The organism is Niveibacterium terrae, from assembly GCF_048213115.1.
GTDB classification, from domain to species: Bacteria; Pseudomonadota; Gammaproteobacteria; order Burkholderiales; family Rhodocyclaceae; genus Niveibacterium; species Niveibacterium terrae.
This window is the reverse complement of sequence record NZ_CP172404.1, coordinates 1,805,319-1,821,604: the sequence shown is the minus strand read 5'-3', so window position 1 is coordinate 1,821,604 and position 16,286 is coordinate 1,805,319. Positions and strand designations below refer to the sequence as shown.

Below are 16,286 nucleotides of genomic sequence, written 5' to 3'. Positions count from 1 at the left end.
CGGCACGCAGCAAGGCGCGTGCCCATGGTCAGATTATCAGCCAGGAGGCCCGAAACAAAGTCCGGGATAAGAGGGGAAAATGGCTCCCTATTCCAGATCGAGACTCAGGACGGGGCTCAACCCTGGCCTCCGATGATCGCAGTGACACGGATGTTGCGCGATTCGGGCACCTCGGAGTTGGCCAGCACGCGCAGGTTGGGCACGGCACGGCGCAGGAAGCGGGCGAGCAGCCAACGCAGCGAGTTCGGCACCAGAATCACCGCCGGCAAGCCCAGATCTTCCTGACGCTGCGCCGCGCTCGCGGTCTCGCGCAGCAGGTTGTCGGCAAGGCTCGGTTCGAGCACGCCATCCGCGCCACCCGCCGCGACCGCCTGAGCGAGGATGCGCTCCAGCCCCGGATCGAGCGCCATGACCTGCAGCTCGACATTGCCCGGGAAGAGCTGCTGAACGATCGCCCGCCCCAAAGCCGTACGCACCCGGCCCGCCAGCTCCAGCGGATCCTGGCTCCGCGTCGCATGCTCGGACAGCGATTCGACGATCGTCCGCATGTCGCGGATATTGACGCCCTCCTCGAGCAGGCACTGAAGCACGCGCTGCAGCACATGAAGAGGCAACAGCTTGGGCACCAGATCCTCGACGAGCTTGGGCGACTCCTTCGCGATGTGATCGAGCAGCGCCTGGGTCTCCTGACGACCCAGCAGGTCGGACGAATTGCTGAGGATCAGGTGGTTCAGGTGGGTGGCGACGACCGTGCTCGCATCGACGACCGTATAGCCCATCGCATGCGCCTGCTCGCGCATTCCCGCCTCGATCCAGGTCGCCGGCAGACCAAAGGCCGGATCCCGGGTCGCAGCCCCCGGCAACTGACCGCTGACCCGGCCCGGATTGATCGCGAGGAACATGCCCGGATAGGCTTCGCCGGAACCGGCCTCGACGCCCTTGAGCGTGATCCGGTAGGCGTTGGGTCTGAGTTCCAGGTTGTCGCGGATGTGCACCGGCGCGGCGAGGAAGCCGACGTCCTGCGCGAACTTCTTGCGCAAACCCCGGATCCGGCGCAGCAGCTCACCGTCCTGCCCCTTGTCCACCATCGGGATCAGCCGGTAGCCCACTTCCAGACCCAGCACATCGACCGGCGTCACGTCCGCCCACGAAGCATCGCCACTCTCCCCTGTCGTGACCGGCTGAGCACCGGCTTCCTCGGCGCTGGCGGCCTCCTCGGCCTCCTGCCTCTGCCGTTTCGCGACATACCACCCCCCTGCCCCGAATACCGCGGCGAGGAACAGGAAGACCAGATTGGGCATACCGGGGATCAGGCCCAGCAGACCGAGAATGCCCGCCGTCAGCATCAGCACCGCGGGATTCGCCCCCATCTGGCCGATCAGCTGGGAACCGACGTCCTGGTCGTCGCCGACCCGCGAGACGACCATGCCCGCCGCGACCGAGATGATCAGCGCCGGCAACTGGGCGACCAGGCCATCGCCGATCGTCAGCAGCGTGTAGTTCTCCATCGCCCGCGCGGCGCTCATGTTGTGCTGGACCACGCCGACGATCAGCCCGCCGACGATATTGATCAGCAGGATCATGATCGCGGCCATCGCATCGCCGCGGACGAACTTCGACGCGCCGTCCATCGCGCCGTAGAAGTCGGCTTCCTGGGCCACTTCGCCGCGCCGCCGCTTCGCTTCCTTGTCGTCGATCAGGCCGGCATTCAGATCCGCGTCGATCGCCATCTGCTTGCCAGGCATCGCATCGAGTGTGAAGCGGGCGCCGACCTCGGCGATCCGCCCCGCGCCCTTCGTGATCACGACGAAGTTGATCACGGTCAGGATCACGAACACGACAACGCCGACCGCGGTGTTGCCGCCAACCAGGAAGTGGCCGAAGGCCTCAATCACCTTGCCCGCCGCATCCGGCCCGGTATGGCCTTCGAGCAGCACGATCCGGGTCGAGGCGACGTTCAGCGACAGGCGCAGCAGCGTCGTCGTCAGCAGCACGGTCGGAAAGGCCGAGAAGTCGAGCGGCTTGCGCGTATACATCGCGACCAGCAGCACCATGATCGAGACCGCGAGGTTGAAGGTGAAGAAGAAGTCGAGCAGGAATGCCGGCAGAGGCAGAACCATCATTGCCAGCACCAGCATCACGAGGACGGGGGCGGCGAGCTGACGGAGGTTTGCGCGCGAGAAGAACTGTCGCAGATCGAAAACCTGGGTTTCGTTGGCCATGATTCAGGTTCCGGGAGATTCAGGCATTGGCGCTCTCGGCCGGGTCCATGCCCGCCGGAACGCTCAGATGATCGGGTTCAACGGGCGCGGGAACGCCGGCCGCGGCGGCCTGGCGCAGCGTATACACCCAGGCCATCACTTCGGCGACAGCGGTGTAGAGCGCAGCGGGAACGTCCTCGTTGATCTCGGTGTGGCGGAAGAGCGCGCGCGCCAGAGGCGGAGCTTCGAGCAGGGGCACGTTGTTCGAACGAGCGATCTCGCGGATCTGCGCAGCGACGAGATCCGCGCCCTTCGCGACGACGCGCGGCGCGCGCATCGAAGCGCCGTCGTACTTGAGGGCAACCGCGTAGTGGGTCGGGTTCGTCACGACGACATCGGCCTTGGGGACTTCCTGCATCATCCTGCCCCGCGCCATCTCGCGCTGGCGCTGGCGGATCTGTCCCTTGATCTTCGGGTCGCCTTCGGATTCCTTGTATTCCTGCTTGACCTCTTCCTTGGTCATCCTCAAGCCCTTGTAGTACTGCCAGAGCTGGAAGGGCACATCGACCGCCGCGACCAGGGCGAGCCCGGAGACCATCGCGACCGTCGCGCCGAACACGATCTCGCCGAACGAGACGATCGCGCTATTGACCGACATCGAGAGCAGCGCCAGCGACTTCTCGCTGCGCGAGAGCACGACCCAGACGCCGATTCCGCCGATCATCAGCGCCTTCAGCAAGGCCTTGACCAGCTCGGCGACTCCGTTCATCGAGAACACGCGGGTCAGGCCCGAGATCGGATTGAGGCGCGAAGCCTTGAACGAAAAGGCGGTCGCCGAGAAGTGAAAACCGCTGAGCAGCATCGGGCCGATGATCGCCGCGATGATCAGCGCGGCGAAGAGCGGCACCAGCAGCGTCAGTCCGTCGCTGGTCAGCGAGTGGAGCATCACCGTCAGCTGTCCCGCCTCGAAAACCTGGCGGCGATCGAGCGTCAGCCCGTGGCGCATGATCGCGGCGGCGCGGACCGACATCCAGCTCCCCGCAGCCCAGAGGGTCACGACGCCGGTGATCAGCACGAGGAAAGTGCCCAGCTCGCGCGAGGCCGGGACATTGCCCTCCTCGCGAGCCTTGCTCAATCGTCGTTCTGATGCTGGTTCTGTTTTCTCGAGATCGCTGTCTTCGGCCATGGGGTGCTCCGCAGGACGATTATCGACGCAACGCGCAAAGACAAGGCGCGAAACAGAAGCGGAAAAGCCCGCCTATTCGCGCCCCCCCCTGGAAACTGCGAAGCAGAAAAAAGGCCGCCCGCGGGCGGCCTCGGCACAAAGCGCGGCGGCGTTCAGCCCTTCGCGACGGCGTCGATGCCCGAGTTGATCTCGTTGAGCGCGTCTTCACGCGTTCCCCAACCCAGAACCTTGACCCACTTGCCCGCTTCGAGATCCTTGTAGTGCTCGAAGAAGTGAACGATCTGATCGAGCAGCAGCTTGGGCAGATCGTCGGTCGTCTGGATGTGGTCGTACCAGGTCGTCGTCTTGCTGACCGGAACCGCGATCACTTTTGCGTCCTCGCCCGATTCGTCCTGCATCTTCAGCATGCCGATCGGACGGCTGCGCACGACGACTCCGGGCAGCAGCGGGAAAGGCGTGACAACCAGCACATCGACCGGGTCGCCGTCGCCCGCGATCGTCCCCGGCACATAACCGTAGTTGCAGGGGTAGTGCATAGAGGTGCCGAGGAAGCGATCGACGAACAGCGCACCGGTTTCCTTGTCGACTTCGTACTTGATCGGATCCGAACGGGCCGGGATCTCGATCACGACATTGACTTCTTCCGGCGCTTTGCTGCCCGCGCGAACATTGAACAAACTCATTGTGGACTCTCTGTTGGTTGGTCTTTTCTACGCAAAAAAGCGCGTGAAATCGCATTTTACCATCCGCGACGGACAAGCACGCACGGAACTGGCTCACGGATGCCCTTGCGCTGCATCAGAAGGGAAAGCCCGATGCGTTGCGACCGATACGCCACAGCCTTACGATAGGTCAGCGCCCGCCCGTGGTCGCATCGCAAGTGGACGCCTTTCAACGTTGTAACAATTCAATCGTTCTGAAGGAGACCCCCTATATGTCATCGTCCTTGGCGTTGTACTTCGCCTTGGCTTGCGGCCTCGCCGCAGTGTTGTACGGCTTTGTGTCACGGAGCTGGATCCTTTCCCGGGATCCCGGCAATGCGCGGATGCAGGAGATCGCCAACGCGATCCAGCAAGGCGCTGCCGCCTATCTCGCCAGGCAGTACAAGACCATTGCCATCGTCGGCATCGTGCTCGCGGTCCTGATCGCGATCTTCCTCGACAGGACCACTGCTGCGGGCTTCGTGCTCGGGGCTCTCCTCTCCGGCGCCTGCGGCTTCATCGGCATGAACGTGTCGGTTCGCGCAAACGTGCGCACCGCTCAGGCCGCGACCCAAGGCATCGCTCCCGCGCTCAACGTCGCCTTCAAGGGCGGCGCGATCACCGGCATGCTGGTCGTCGGTCTGGGCCTGCTCGGAGTCGGCGCGTTCTTCTGGCTGATCGGCGGTCTGGCGACGCCCGACTCGGCCACGCTGAAGCCCTTGCTGGGCTTCGCCTTCGGCTCCTCGCTGATCTCGATCTTCGCCCGTCTGGGCGGCGGCATCTTCACGAAGGGCGCTGACGTCGGCGCCGACCTGGTCGGCAAGGTCGAAGCCGGCATCCCCGAGGATGACCCGCGCAACCCGGCCGTGATCGCCGACAACGTCGGTGACAACGTCGGCGACTGCGCCGGCATGGCGGCCGACCTGTTCGAGACCTACGCGGTGACGCTGATCGCGACAATGACACTGGGCGTGCTGGCCTTCTCGGCCGCCCAGGCTGCGACCGCGGTGATCTATCCGCTGGTGCTCGGCGGCGTCTCGATCATCGCGTCGATCATCGGCGTGTCCTTCGTCAAGGCGAGCCCCGGCATGAAGAACGTGATGCCGGCCCTGTACCGCGGCCTGATCGTCGCCGGCGTGATCTCGCTCGTCGCCTTCGCGGGCGTGACCTGGACCCTGTTCCCGACTGAAGTGACGCTTGCGGACGGCAAGAGCATCGGCGCCCCGGCGCTGTTCGGCGCCTGCACCGTCGGCCTCGTGCTGACCGCGCTGCTGGTCTGGATCACCGAGTACTACACCGGTACCGACTACAAGCCCGTCCAGCACATCGCCCAGGCTTCGACCACCGGTCACGGCACCAACATCATCGCCGGCCTCGGCGTTTCGATGAAGTCCACCGCCTGGCCCGTGCTCTTCGTCTGCGCCGCGATCGGAGTGGCTTTCTTCCTGGGCGGCCTCTACGGCATCGCGATCGCCGCAACCTCGATGCTGAGCATGGCGGGCATCGTCGTCGCGCTCGACGCCTACGGTCCGATCACCGACAACGCCGGCGGCATCGCCGAGATGGCCGAGCTGCCCGACAGCGTCCGCGACATCACCGACCCGCTCGACGCGGTCGGCAACACGACCAAGGCCGTCACCAAGGGCTACGCGATCGGCTCGGCGGGGCTTGCCGCGCTGGTACTGTTCGCCGACTACACCCACGCGCTCGCCGCGCACGGTCAGCACCTGTCCTTCGACCTGTCGAACCCGCAAGTGATCATCGGCCTCTTCATCGGCGGCCTGATCCCCTACCTGTTCGGTGCGATGGCGATGGAAGCGGTCGGCCGCGCTGCCGGCTCGGTCGTCGAGGAAGTGCGCCGTCAGTTCCGCGACATCCCCGGCATCATGGAAGGCACGGGCAAACCTGAATACGGCAAGGCCGTCGACATGCTGACCTCCGCCGCGATCAAGGAGATGATCATCCCGTCGCTGCTGCCGGTCGTCGCGCCGATCCTGGTCGGCCTGATCCTCGGCCCGGTCGCGCTCGGTGGTCTGCTGATGGGCACGATCGTGACCGGCCTCTTCGTCGCAATCTCGATGTGCACCGGCGGCGGTGCCTGGGACAACGCGAAGAAGTACATCGAAGATGGTCACTTCGGCGGCAAGGGTTCGGAAGCCCACAAGGCGGCAGTGACCGGCGATACGGTCGGCGACCCGTACAAGGACACGGCCGGCCCGGCCGTGAACCCGCTGATCAAGATCATCAACATCGTCGCGCTGCTGATCGTTCCGCTGCTGCCGATCGCGACGGTCGCCGCTCCAGCGGCCGTCCAGACCCCGGTCGCGGTCAGCGCCTCGGCTCCGGCCGATGCCGCCTCCGCGCCGGTCGCGCCGGAAGCGTCGGCTCCTGCGGCGGAAGACTCGGCCCCTCAGGCCGCGCAGTCGGAAGCCGCTCCGCAATAAGCCTGCAGCAAGGCCAGAAAACGGGCACCCTCGGGTGCCCGTTTTTTTTGCGGAAATCGTCAAAAGAGAAGCTGTTTCTCCTTATCTGACAAGGAAAAAACAGACTTTTCCGGGCTCCGGTTCTTCGTTCTTGCTTGTGCTCCTCCGCCATCCTAATAATTCAGATCGGGTATCCACTACCCCCCCCTTCTGACACAAGCCCCACTCTCCAAGGAGGCACACCATGGCTGCGAATCCCGGCACCGAACTCTCCAGTCTCAATTTCGGCAACATGATCGGCGGACCGCTGTGCGCGGTCATCGAAGCCCAGACCATGGCCGCCCGCGCGACGGCCGACTTCATCAAGACCGTCGGTTTCGACAAGGAAAACAAGCCGGTCTATGTTGAATTCAAGTATCCAAAAGAAGTCGCCCCCTACCAGCCCGCCGTCCCCGCCCATGTCTCGGGCGTCGCGCTGAGCAACGGCGGCGCCGGTTACGACGATGCGAATCCGCCGGCGGTCACCTTCACGGCCGGCACCGGCGAGACCGCGGCCCAGGCCCGCGCCGTCGTCGAAGGCGGCAAAGTGACCCGGATCGAGCTGACCGACGCCGGAGTCTACAAGTCGGCGCCGACGGTCGCGATCGCGGCTCCGCCGTCCGGAACCGGCACGGTCATGGCCACGGCAACGGTCTCGTTCGCGGAAAGCAAGGACGCGGTCGAAGCGCGCTTCCAGGAGATGAAGATCGAAGTACCGCTCCTGACCATCCTGCCCATCCCCTTCATCCGGGTCGAGGAAGCCACGATCGACTTCAACGCGAAGATCAACTCGATCGAGACCCAGAGCGAGAGCTCGGATCTGGCGATCGGCGGCAGCCTCGAAGTCAAGCAGCGCTGGCCCGGCGGATCGGCCAAGCTCAACGTGTCCTGCTCCTACAAGAAGACGACCGCAAGCGGCAGCAACGTCGAACGCACCTACTCGATGCACATCTTCGTGAAAGCCTCCCAGGACGAGATGCCAGCCGGCATGGAAAAATTGCTGGGCATTCTGGAAGGCGCAATGCGCTCGACTCCGGTCGGAGAAGTGCAATAGCAGCTGACCCCCTCACAGGCGGACTGGAAAATGAATGATCTCGGTGAAACGCTCGGACATATCCTGTGCGAAGTCACTCGCGCCCGAATGGCCGCCGACCTCGAAGCCGTCAGGATCGCCAAGTCCTATGCGGAGGATCCCGACGGCCTCCTCCGCCATTTCCCGGTTCCGCGGATGAGGATGCCGACTATCGAGATGACGCTGCCGGTCATCGTCGGGCAGATCCCGGAAGGCTATGTCGCGTCGGTCTCGACCTCGATGCTCGCCGCCTCGCTTTCCGAGAACCTCGGGGAAGCGCTGAAAGCCCAGTCCATTCACGTCAGCACGGCCGAGATCAACAAGATCATCAAGGCCGATCCGAATCTTAGCCGGGGCCTCGTCAGCGACAGCCTCGCGCAGAAGCTCGCCGAGGAGCTGATCGACCACACCCGGGTGCGCACGATCCAGGCCGAGGACAAAAAGGCGGGCAGCTCGGAGCGCTTCAAGAAAATCTGCGCGATCATCCGCGCCCAGGTCGGCCGCACGCTGGACGCGCTGCCGCAGCGCGCGATCGGCATCGCGGTCGATGCGCGCACGCAACAGATCAAGGATCTCGGCGCGGCAGGACAGTGCCTGAACCTGAAGCTGAGCGTTCAGGAGGACGGCCTGGACATGGTGTTCGAAGATCCGGTCGAAGGCCAGAACACACCGCCGGCGCTGAAGAACCTCGTTCCCGAGTGATCCGCGATGCAGATCGTCGTAACCGCTTTTCTCGATGAAGCCGAGGCGCTGGTTCGCGCCTCGCTGGCGCTCGTCGACCGCTACCAGAGCCGCGATCCGGACTTTCTCGCTGCGCTGATCGGCTGGCTCAAACAGGGGGAAGCGCTTCTTGAGAAATATCGTCGCCCCCAGCTCGCGGCCTTCGCGGCGCTGCGCGCCCGCGCCCTCGCGGCCCAGGCCGGAGTCAATAGTCAGGAAGGGCGGCGCCTCGCGCAGCGCAAACAGAGCGCCGGAGCCGGCGCGCTGATCCTCGGCGAAGCCCAGGCCTTGCTCGCAGATGTGCAGACGAAGCTCGTCGCGCAGCGCGATGAGGCATCGCGGCTGATCCTGCAGATGCTGCAGATCCTGATCCAGAACGGCAGCCTGACGCCGTTGCTCGCGGCGCCGGCCGCCGAGCGCATCGCACCGATCTGGCAGTGCTGCCTCGCCCGCCCCGAAGTCGCAACCGGCGCCCGCCAGGTCCTCGGCCTCGTCGCCTGGCCCGACGCGCTGCGCCTCGTCGACGAGACGCTCGCCGCGTGGAGGCTGTGAGGCCGGCCCCTGCGACGAAGATCAAAAGCTTCGCCGCGGAGTGCGCAGATCAAAAAATCAGCAGATCCCCAGCGCGCGGCGCACCATCAGCAGCGCCGCGATGGTCTTGCCGTCGGTGATCAGGCCGTCGAAGACGGCCTGTTCGGCTTCCGAATAGGACATCTCGACCAGCTCGACGTACTCGCCGTGGTCGAGCTTCTGGCCGACCTGCTTGAGGCCATGCGCGAAATACACTTCGATCCGCTCGTTCGAATAGCCGACCGCCGGGTGCAGCGTGCCCAGCTTCTGCCAGTGCGCGGCCTGATAGCCGGTCTCTTCCTCGAGTTCGCGGGCCGCGCAGACTTCGTCCGCCTCGCCCGGATCGATCTTGCCGGCCGGGAATTCGATCAGCACCCGATCGAGCGGATAGCGGTACTGACGCTCGAGGATCAGCTTGCCGTTCGCGCTCTGCGCGACGACCATCGTCGCCCCGCCGTGGCGGATGTACTCGCGGCTCAGCTCCCCTTCGACACCGTCCTTGCGGACCTTGTCACGCCGGACTTCGAGGATGCGGCCGGAATAGATCAGTTCGCTGGACTGTTTGTGTTCACGAAAGTGCGCTTCGCTCATCGGGGGACTCCTTGTCGCCTCGTCCCACACATCGCCAGGCGAAGCCGGGAAAGGCAAAAATCATCAAAAGAATGACGGTCGCAGCATAGAAACGCCAGCCTTGGCGATGGACCGCGCCGTAGCGTTGATATTCCAGCGCGATCGCGACGAGGGCGATCAGCGCATAGCCGACCGCCCATTCGAGCACGGAGAGGCGCAGGGTCTTGGCTCCGACCCGCGGTCCCACCCACATCAGGCGGGGAGACAGGAAAGGCCCGTTGGCTACGAGGCCCGCCGCGAGGATCAGGGCCCAGCCCCCCCAGTGGGCGCTCACCCCTCGCTCATCAGAAGCGCAGCGTGAAGGCGCAGATCTGCATCAGGCCGTCCGGGCGAAGGCCGATCAGCGCGATCAGCAACGCGTTGACCGAGAGCAGGACCCGGGTTCCGGTCGTCGCGAAGATCGGCGCCGTCTCGCGGGCGCTGTCGAAATACATCAGCTTGACGATGCGCAGATAGTAGAAGGTGCCGACCACCGACATCAGCACAGCGAGCACGGCGAGCCAGTACTGGCCGGCGATCACGACGGCCTGCAGCACCGAGAGCTTGGCCCAGAAGCCGACGAAGAACGGGATGCCGGCCATCGAGAACATCGTTATCAGCATCATCGCAGCGAACCACGGGCTGCGTTCGTTCAGACCCTTAAAATCGTCGATCTCCTCGGCTTCGTAGCCGGAGCGCGAGAGCAGGATCACCATGCCGAACGAAGCGAGCGTCATCAGCACATAGGCGAGCACATAGAACATCGCCGAGCTGTAGGCGTTGATCGCGGTGCTGGCGATGTCGCCGACCTTGACGACGCCGGAGAGCAGGCCCAGCAGCACGAAGCCCATGTGCGAGATGCCCGAATAGGCGAGCATACGCTTGATGTTGGTCTGCGCCGCGGCGGCGAGGTTGCCGAGCACGATCGAGCCGACCGCGAGCACGGTCAGCATCATCTGCCATTGCTCGGCCAGATCGATCAGACCGAACACCAGGATGCGCAAGGCCATCGCGAAACCGGCGAGCTTCGGGGCCGAGGCGACGAGCAGCGTCACCGCGGTCGGCGCGCCGTGATAGACGTCAGGCACCCACATGTGGAAAGGCACCAGGCCGAGCTTGAAGCCGATGCCGGCGAGCAGGAAGACGAGGCCGAAGACGACGACCGAATCCTTCGCGCCGTGCTCGTAGATCTTGCGCGCGATCAGCGGGATTTCGAGCGTTCCGGTCGCGCCGTAGAGCATCGACATGCCGTAGAGCAGCAGACCGCTGGCCAGAGCGCCGAGCACGAAGTACTTCATGCCCGCTTCGGTCGAGCGCGGGTTGTCGCGGTCGATCGCGACCAGCGCGTAGAGCGCCAGCGACATCAGCTCCAGACCCAGATAGATCGTGACGAGATGGCTGGCCGAGATCAGCACCATCATGCCCAGCGTCGAGAGCAGCACCAGCAGGTAGTACTCGGGGCTGTCGAGCTTGCGTGCCGCCATATAGGCCCGACCATACTGCAGCACCGTCGCGACGGACAGGCAGACCACGGCCTTGAGCGCGGTGCCGAACAGGTCGGAGACGTACATGCCGCTGAAGGTCAGGGTTCGCTGTATCCCGCTGAAACCCATCAGCAGCAGAGCGCCGAGCAAAGTGGCCTGGCACAGCCAGAAGGCAGCCGGACGCGCTCGTCGCTTCATGAACGTGGTGGCCATCAGGGTAAGGAGCGCCATCGCGGCGATGAACAGCTCCGGAGCGGCAGGCCGGAAATCCGGCATCACGAAATCCATCATCAGTTCCTGGATGCTTTCAGATTGGATCGGTCACAGCTTGCTGATCGAAACGTGTTCGAGCAAATGCTGAACACTGGTGTGCATGACATCGGTGAGCGGCTTCGGGTAGAGCCCGATCGCGAGCACGCAGGCCGCCAGAAGCGCGAGGAAGAGAAACTCCCGCCGTCCGATGTCCTGCAGCGCGGCGACCTTCGGATTGACGGCCGCCCCGAAGATGACCCGCTTGTACATCCACAGCGTATAGGAAGCGCCGAGGATCAGCGTCGTCGCAGCGATCAGCGCGATCCAGAAGTTGCTGCGCATCGCACCGAGGATCACGAGGAACTCGCCGACGAAACCGCTGGTGCCGGGGAGACCGGAATTGGCCATCGCGAAGAGCATGAAGAAGGCAGCGAAGCGCGGCATCGCATTGACGACGCCACCGTAGTCGGCGATCTGCCGGCTGTGCAGGCGGTCATAGAGGACGCCGATGCACAGGAACATCGCGCCGGCGACGAAGCCGTGCGAGATCATCTGGATCAGCGCGCCCTCCGCGCCCTGCGTGTTGAACACGAAGAAGCCCAGGGTCACGAAGCCCATGTGCGAGATCGACGAATACGCAACGAGCTTCTTCATGTCGGTCTGGACCAGCGCGACGAGGCCGATATAGACGACCGCGATCAAGGAGAGCGCGATCATCAGCGGCGCGTAGTGGTGCGACGCGTCGGGCACGATCGGCAGCGAGAACCTCAGGAAACCGTAGGCGCCCAGCTTCAGCGCGATCGCGGCGAGCACGACCGAGCCTCCGGTCGGCGCTTCGACGTGGGCGTCGGGCAGCCAGGTATGGACCGGCCACATCGGAACCTTGACCGCGAAGGACGCGAGGAAGGCGAGGAAGACGAGCTTCTGCGCGTCCATCCCTATCTTCATCTGGTGCCAGGCGAGGATGTCGAAGCTGCCTCCGGCCTGCATGAACAGGTAGAGCAGCGCGATCAGCATCAGCAGCGAGCCGAGCAGCGTGTAGAGGAAGAACTTGATCGCCGCATAGACCCGGTTCGGCCCGCCCCAGATGCCGATGACGAGGTAGAGCGGGATCAGCGACGCTTCGAAGAACACATAGAACAGGATGCCGTCGAGCGCGCAGAAGATGCCGTTGAGCAGACCCGACATGATCAGGAATGCGCCCATGTACTGGCCGACCTTCTTCTGGATCACGACCCAGCCGGCGACGACGACGATCAGCGTGATGAAGCTGTTGAGCAGCAGGAAGGGCATCGAGAGCCCATCGACACCCAGGTAGTACTCGATCGAGAAGCGCTCAATCCACGGCGAGCGTTCGACGAACTGCATCGCCGCGGTCGAGGCATCGAAGCCCGACCACAGCGGCAGCACGACCGCGAGGCCGGCAAGCGCCGCGATCAGCGCGGCAAGGCGCACAAGGGCCGCCTTCGCGTCCGGGATCGCAAGACAGAGCAGGCCGCCCAGGATGGGAACCCAGATTGCAAGGCTGAGGAAAGGAACACCCGTCATCGTTTCTAATCCGTGTTGGTCGCCGCGACTGCGGCGCTGTCATGAGCTGCTCGGTCCGATCAGATGCCCCGGCCCCAGAACCACAGCAAAACCACGACCCCGATGATCGTCGAGAACGCGTACTGATAGATGTGTCCGGTCTGCACGAGGCGCGAGAGCCGGGCGATGCCGCCGACCAGGCGCGCCGTCCCATTGACCGCGACTCCGTCGATCAGCGCGACATCCCCCCCCTTCCACAAACCACGCCCCAGAGCCCGGGCTCCGGCGGCGATGACGCCTTCGTAGAACTTGTCGAAGTAGTACTTGTTCTCGAGCACAGTGTTCACCAGCGTCAGCCGGGCACGGATCGCGGCCGGAATCGCCGGCGCCTTGATATAGAAGACCCAGGCGAGGACGAGGCCGGACAGAGCGAGCGCAAAAGGCAGGCTCAGGAAACCGTGCAAGGCCATCGCCGCCGCGCCGTGGAATTCGTGGCCCATCTCGGCAAGCACGTTGTTCGGAGCATTGACGACGATGGACGGGCCGAACCAGGACCCGAACAGCATCGGCTCGATCGCGAGATAACCGATCACGACCGAAGGGATCGCGAGCAGAACCAACGGCACGGTGACGACCCAAGGCGATTCCACCGGTGCATGCGCATGGCCGTGCTCCTCGTCGTGTTCAGGCGGGAAAGGCTTGTGGTGGAAGCGCTCCTCGCCGTGGAAGACCAAGAAGTACATCCGGAACGAATAGAACGCGGTGACGAAGACGCCGACGATCACGCAGAAGTACGCATACCCCGCGCCGGGGATCTTCGACAGCGCGACAGCTTCGATGATCGCATCCTTCGAGAAGAAGCCCGCGAAGAACGGGAAGCCGATCAGCGCCAGCGATCCGATCAACGACGTGATCCAGGTGACCGGCATCTTGCGCCAGAGTCCGCCCATGTTGCGGATGTCCTGGTCGTGGTGCATGCCGATGATCACCGAGCCCGCGGCGAGGAAGAGCAGCGCCTTGAAGAAGGCGTGGGTCATCAGGTGGAAGACGCCGGCCGAGTAGGCCGACACGCCCAGCGCGACGGTCATGTAGCCGAGCTGGGACAGCGTCGAATAGGCGACGACGCGCTTGATATCGTTCTGGATGATGCCCAAGAGGCCCATGAACAGCGCGGTCGTCGCGCCGATCACCAGCACGAAGGCGCGCGCGGATTCGGATGTCTCGAAGATCGGCGACATCCGGCTGACCATGAAGATACCGGCCGTGACCATCGTCGCAGCGTGGATCAGCGCCGAGATCGGCGTCGGACCTTCCATCGAATCGGGCAGCCAGACGTGCAGAGGGATCTGCGCCGACTTGCCCATCGCGCCGATGAACAGGCAGATCGCGATCACGGTCGTCAGCGCCCAGGGGGCGCCCGGGAACAGCGTGATCGTCTGGTTCACGAGCTCGGGTACTTTCGCGAACACTTCCGCGTAGTGCAGGCTGCCGGTCGAAGCGGCGATCAGCGCGATGCCGAGCAGGAAACCGAAGTCGCCGACCCGGTTCGCGAGAAAGGCCTTCAGGCTCGCGAAGATCGCGGTCGGCTTCGTGAACCAGAAGCCGATCAGCAGATAGGAGACGAGACCCACCGCTTCCCAGCCGAAGAAGAGCTGGAGGAAGTTGTTGCTCATCACCAGCATCAGCATTGAGAACGTGAACAGCGATATGTAGCTGAAGAAGCGCTGATAGCCCGGATCGTCCTTCATGTAGCCGACCGTGTAGATATGCACCATCAGCGAGACGAAGCTGACGACGAGCATCATCATCACGGTCAGCGGATCGATCAGGAAGCCCACTTCGAGCTTCAGCGTCCCGACCGTAGCCCAGGTGTAGAGCGCACCGTCGAAGACGTGGCCAGCGGCGACATCCTGCGCGATCACGATCGACGCGAAGAAAGCGAGCGCGACGCCGAGGATGGTCACGACGTGGGACGCGGTGCGTCCGATCAGGCGCCCGGCGAGGCCAGCGAGAAGGCAGCCGAAGAGCGGCGCGAGCGGGACGAGGAGATAGAGCTTCTGCATCGCGGTCATCGCTCAGCCCTTCAGTTTGTCGAGGTCATCGACGTGGATCGTGCGCAGGTTGCGGAACAGCGCGACCAAGATCGCCAGACCGATCGCCGACTCGGCCGCCGCGACAGTCAGGATGAAGAACACGAAGATCTGGCCCGAACGGTCGCCCAGCGCATGCGAGAAGGCGACGAAGTTCATGTTCACCGACAGCAGCATCAGCTCGATCGCCATCAGCAGGATGATCAGGTTCTTCCGGTTCAGAAAGAGCCCGACCACGCCGATCGCGAAGATCAGCGAACTCAGGATCAGTACATGTGAAAGCGGCAGCATCTGGCTTTCCTGTTCAGTTCTTGGGAAGGACGTCGCGGGCTTCCGACGGCATCTGGACGATGCGCAGTCGGTCATTACGCTTGACCGCGATCTGCACGGCCGGATCGACCGCCTTGTTGCCGGGGCGATGCCTCAGGGTCAGGATCACGGCGGCGAGGATCGCGACGAGCAGCACGAAGGACGCGATCTCGAACGGGTACATGTAGTCGGTGAAGAGCAGCCAGGCCAGCGACTTCGTATTGCTGCCCGCCGCCGCCGCGACCGGTGGCATGTTCGCGAAGGACTGGCCGCCGACGGCCAGAACCATCTCGAAGACCAGCACGCCGGCCACCGCGAGTCCCAGCGGCAGATAACTCCAGAAGCCTTCGCGGATCCGCACCAAATCGATGTCGAGCATCATCACGACGAACAGGAAGAGCACCATCACCGCGCCGACATAGACGACGATCAGCGCGATCGCGAGGAACTCGGCCTGCAGCAGCATCCAGATCCCGGCCGCGTTGAAAAACGCGAGCACCAGAAACAGCGCCGCATGGACAGGGTTGCGCGCGGTGATCACGAGCACCGAGGCCGCGGTCATCACCGCAGCGAAGACGTAGAACAGAATCAGGGTCAGATCCATGGTTGCCTTCTCAGCGATAGCGCGCGTCGGCGGCGCGGTCACGGGCGATCTCTTCTTCATTGCGATCGCCTACGGCCAGCAGCATCTGCTTCGTGTAATGGAGGTCGCCGCGCGTCTCTCCGTGGTAATCGAAGATCCGCGTCTCGACGATCGCATCGACCGGACAGGCTTCCTCGCAGAAGCCGCAGAAGATGCACTTGGTCAGGTCGATGTCGTAGCGCGTCGTGCGCCGCGAACCGTCCTCGCGCTGAGCCGACTCGATCGTGATCGCCATCGCTGGGCAGATCGCCTCACAGAGCTTGCAGGCGATACAGCGTTCCTCGCCGTTCGGGTAGCGGCGCAGCGCGTGCAGCCCCCGGAAGCGCGGCGACTGCGGCGTGCGTTCCTCAGGGTACTGAACCGTGATCTTGCGCTGGAACATGTGCCGCCAGGTGATCCCGAGGCCCTTGAAAAGCTCGCGCAGCAGATAGGTATTGAAGAGGTCGTTCATGGCCGACAT

General features: G+C 64.2%; 15 protein-coding genes. 4 read left to right on the top strand and 11 right to left on the bottom strand.

Annotation, left to right across the window (positions count from 1 at the left end):
* Positions 1 to 116: 116 nt before the first annotated feature.
* From flhA to ppa, 3 genes are all read right to left on the bottom strand, one after another.
* Entirely contained in the window at positions 117 to 2,222 is a 2,106-nt protein-coding gene (gene flhA, locus ACHFB9_RS08400; RefSeq protein ID WP_417071064.1) for a flagellar biosynthesis protein FlhA, read from the bottom strand.
* 19 nt (positions 2,223 to 2,241) lie between these two features.
* Entirely contained in the window at positions 2,242 to 3,336 is a 1,095-nt protein-coding gene (gene flhB / locus ACHFB9_RS08395; protein ID WP_417071062.1) for a flagellar biosynthesis protein FlhB, read from the bottom strand.
* Between the two features lie 203 nt (positions 3,337 to 3,539).
* The gene (gene ppa, locus ACHFB9_RS08390) at positions 3,540 to 4,070 is read right to left on the bottom strand and encodes an inorganic diphosphatase (RefSeq protein WP_417071060.1); all 531 of its coding nucleotides are present in this window, start codon (positions 4,068 to 4,070) and stop codon (positions 3,540 to 3,542) included.
* Between the two features lie 251 nt (positions 4,071 to 4,321).
* Between ppa and ACHFB9_RS08385 the strand changes: the two genes are divergently transcribed.
* From ACHFB9_RS08385 to ACHFB9_RS08370, 4 genes are all read left to right on the top strand, one after another.
* A complete protein-coding gene (locus ACHFB9_RS08385) occupies positions 4,322 to 6,532 on the top strand; it encodes a sodium-translocating pyrophosphatase (RefSeq protein WP_417071058.1) in 2,211 nt (736 codons plus the stop codon).
* 223 nt (positions 6,533 to 6,755) lie between these two features.
* Positions 6,756 to 7,604 (top strand): DUF2589 domain-containing protein, encoded by an 849-nt coding sequence (locus ACHFB9_RS08380; protein ID WP_417071056.1) that lies wholly within the window; start codon positions 6,756 to 6,758, stop codon positions 7,602 to 7,604.
* Positions 7,605 to 7,634: 30 nt separating this feature from the next.
* Positions 7,635 to 8,324, top strand: coding sequence for a hypothetical protein (locus tag ACHFB9_RS08375; protein ID WP_417071055.1), 690 nt, complete (start codon positions 7,635 to 7,637; stop codon positions 8,322 to 8,324).
* A 6-nt stretch (positions 8,325 to 8,330) separates the two neighbouring features.
* The gene (locus tag ACHFB9_RS08370) at positions 8,331 to 8,894 is read left to right on the top strand and encodes a hypothetical protein (protein ID WP_417071053.1); all 564 of its coding nucleotides are present in this window, start codon (positions 8,331 to 8,333) and stop codon (positions 8,892 to 8,894) included.
* 57 nt (positions 8,895 to 8,951) lie between these two features.
* On the opposite strand, the gene ACHFB9_RS08365 is transcribed toward ACHFB9_RS08370, so the two are convergent.
* Genes ACHFB9_RS08365 through nuoI form a run of 8 tightly spaced genes read right to left on the bottom strand, consistent with a single transcriptional unit; the run spans position 8,952 to position 16,286 of the window.
* A complete protein-coding gene (locus tag ACHFB9_RS08365) occupies positions 8,952 to 9,503 on the bottom strand; it encodes an NUDIX domain-containing protein (RefSeq protein WP_417071051.1) in 552 nt (183 codons plus the stop codon).
* Complete coding sequence (locus ACHFB9_RS08360) at positions 9,481 to 9,816, bottom strand: DUF2818 family protein (RefSeq protein WP_417071049.1); 336 nt, start codon at positions 9,814 to 9,816, stop codon at positions 9,481 to 9,483. Before ACHFB9_RS08360 ends, ACHFB9_RS08365 begins: the two co-directional genes overlap by 23 nt.
* 10 nt (positions 9,817 to 9,826) lie before the next feature.
* Positions 9,827 to 11,293 carry an NADH-quinone oxidoreductase subunit NuoN gene (gene nuoN / locus ACHFB9_RS08355; RefSeq protein ID WP_417071047.1) on the bottom strand — a complete coding sequence of 489 codons (1,467 nt, stop codon included), beginning with the start codon at positions 11,291 to 11,293 and terminating at the stop codon, positions 9,827 to 9,829.
* Positions 11,294 to 11,326: 33 nt separating this feature from the next.
* A complete protein-coding gene (locus ACHFB9_RS08350) occupies positions 11,327 to 12,805 on the bottom strand; it encodes an NADH-quinone oxidoreductase subunit M (RefSeq protein WP_417071045.1) in 1,479 nt (492 codons plus the stop codon).
* Between the two features lie 59 nt (positions 12,806 to 12,864).
* Positions 12,865 to 14,856 carry an NADH-quinone oxidoreductase subunit L gene (gene nuoL, locus ACHFB9_RS08345; RefSeq protein ID WP_417071044.1) on the bottom strand — a complete coding sequence of 664 codons (1,992 nt, stop codon included), beginning with the start codon at positions 14,854 to 14,856 and terminating at the stop codon, positions 12,865 to 12,867.
* A gap of 3 nt (positions 14,857 to 14,859) precedes the next feature.
* Positions 14,860 to 15,165, bottom strand: coding sequence for an NADH-quinone oxidoreductase subunit NuoK (gene nuoK / locus ACHFB9_RS08340; protein WP_417071042.1), 306 nt, complete (start codon positions 15,163 to 15,165; stop codon positions 14,860 to 14,862).
* A 13-nt stretch (positions 15,166 to 15,178) separates the two neighbouring features.
* Complete coding sequence (locus ACHFB9_RS08335) at positions 15,179 to 15,787, bottom strand: NADH-quinone oxidoreductase subunit J (protein ID WP_417071040.1); 609 nt, start codon at positions 15,785 to 15,787, stop codon at positions 15,179 to 15,181.
* Between the two features lie 10 nt (positions 15,788 to 15,797).
* Complete coding sequence (nuoI, locus tag ACHFB9_RS08330) at positions 15,798 to 16,286, bottom strand: NADH-quinone oxidoreductase subunit NuoI (protein WP_417071038.1); 489 nt, start codon at positions 16,284 to 16,286, stop codon at positions 15,798 to 15,800.